The organism is Streptomyces phytophilus, from assembly GCF_013870535.1.
GTDB lineage: Bacteria > Actinomycetota > Actinomycetes > Streptomycetales > Streptomycetaceae > Streptomyces > Streptomyces phytophilus.
This window is the reverse complement of sequence record NZ_JACBXC010001222.1, coordinates 1-1776: the sequence shown is the minus strand read 5'-3', so window position 1 is coordinate 1776 and position 1776 is coordinate 1. Positions and strand designations below refer to the sequence as shown.

Annotated in this window: 2 protein-coding genes; both read right to left on the bottom strand. The window is 74.3% G+C overall.

Translation table 11 applies throughout. The features are described from left to right. A partial coding sequence (locus H5J30_RS30985) for an MFS transporter (protein ID WP_181790823.1) occupies positions 1-1349 on the bottom strand: 1349 nt, incomplete at its 3' end. Between the two features lie 36 nt (positions 1350-1385). After that, the coding region (locus H5J30_RS30980; protein WP_181790821.1) for an NADPH-dependent FMN reductase family protein at positions 1386-1776 on the bottom strand (391 nt) is incomplete at its 5' end.

The following is a 1776-nucleotide window of genomic DNA, read 5'->3' as shown; positions in this document are numbered from 1 at the left end:
GTGTCGCGGGCGGCGGCGTCCGCGCCCTCGGGTACGCCGGCGGGGACCGAATCGGCCATGTCGCCGCGGTAGACGGCGGTGCCGACGCTGCCCAGCAGGGCGATGCCGAGGGCCACGCCGAGGTCGCTGGCCGTGCTGTTGACCGCCGACGCGGCACCCGCCTTCTCCGGCGGGGCGGAGCCGATGACGAGGTTGGTGGCCAGGGCCATCACCGGCGCGATGCCCGGGTAGAGCAGGTAGAACCCGGTGATCAGCAGCGGCAGGCCGCCGACGCTGTCGACCTGGGTGAGCACCAGGTACCCCGCCGCGGACAGCAGGCTGCCGGCCGCCACGACGTACCCCGGGCGCACCCTGCGGGCGATCACCGGCGACAGCATCGAGACGATCACCAGCAGCACCGCCGCCGGCAGGATCCACAGCCCCGCCTCCAGCGGCGTCAGCTCCTCGACGAGCTGGAGGTACTGCGTGAAGAGCAGGTACACGCCGCCGAGCGCGACCGCGCTGAGGAGGAAGACGGCCAGGGCGCCGCTGAACGTGCGGTCGCCGAACAGGCGCATGTCGAGCAGGGGGTTGGCCAGCCGGAGCTGACGCCGGACGAAGACGGTCGACAGCACGATGCCGAGCACGAGGGCGACGACCGCGGTGGCATTGACGCCGTGCGCCGCCATCTCCTTCACGCCGTAGACGACGGGCAGGACCGTGACCATGGACAGCGCCACGCTCGGCAGGTCGAGCCCGCCCGGCTGCGGCGCCCGGTACTCGGGCACCAGGAACGGCGCGGCGATCAGCACCAGCACCATCACCGGGGCGCCCGCCAGCAGCGCGGCACCCCACCAGAAGTTCTCCAGCAGCAGCCCGCCGACCAGCGGGCCGACGGCCACGCCGACGGACACGGACGCCGCCCACAGGCCGATGGCGGTCGCCCGCTGCTTGGCGTCCTGGAACATGTTGCTGATCAGCGACAGCGTCGACGGCATCACCGCGGCGGCGCCCGCGCCCATCACGGCGCGCGCCGCGATCAGCGCCTCCGCGTTCGGCGCGAACGCCGCCGCCGCGGACGCCGCGCCGAACGCCACGGCGCCGAAGAGGAGGATGCGGCGGCGCCCGATGCGGTCGCCGAGGGTGCCCATCGCGACGAGCAGGCCGGCCATCATGAAGCCGTAGATGTCGTTGATCCAGAGCAGTTGGCCGCTGCTGGGTTCGAGGTCGGCGGCGATGTCGGGGGTGGCGAGGAACAGCACGGTCATCGTGACGAACAGCAGGATCGTCGGCGCCAGCAGCACCGCGAGGCCGAGCCACTGCCTGGGGCCGGCGCGCAGCGCGGTGGCCTCCGGGGCGATTGCGGACATGATTCTTCTCGTTTCGGGGTTTGGGGACGGTCGGGATCAGAAGGGGTACGGCGTGTGGGCGCGGGCGGTGCGCAGGGCGCGGGCCCACCAGATGAGTTCGTCGAGCGCGCCGTCGGGGCAGTCCGTCTCGTGGACGGTCAGCGCGTGCGCCTCGGCGAGGTCGGCGCGCAGGGTGCGCAGCGCACGCGCGGTCTCCTCCCCCGCGCGTACGTGCAGCGCCACCGGCCGCGCCTTGAACGCCTCGGCGCACCACACCAGCGCGCGCTGCAGCGGCCCGGCGGAGTCCGGCCGGCCGGTGTGCGGCTGTTCGGCGTGCGGCCGGGCGGCGGGGGCCACGACGACGAACCCGTCCGCCGCGTCCAGCCACGGCCGCAGCTCCCGTACGGCGGGCGGCTCCGGCGCGTCGCCGGGCAGCACCCCGGGGCAC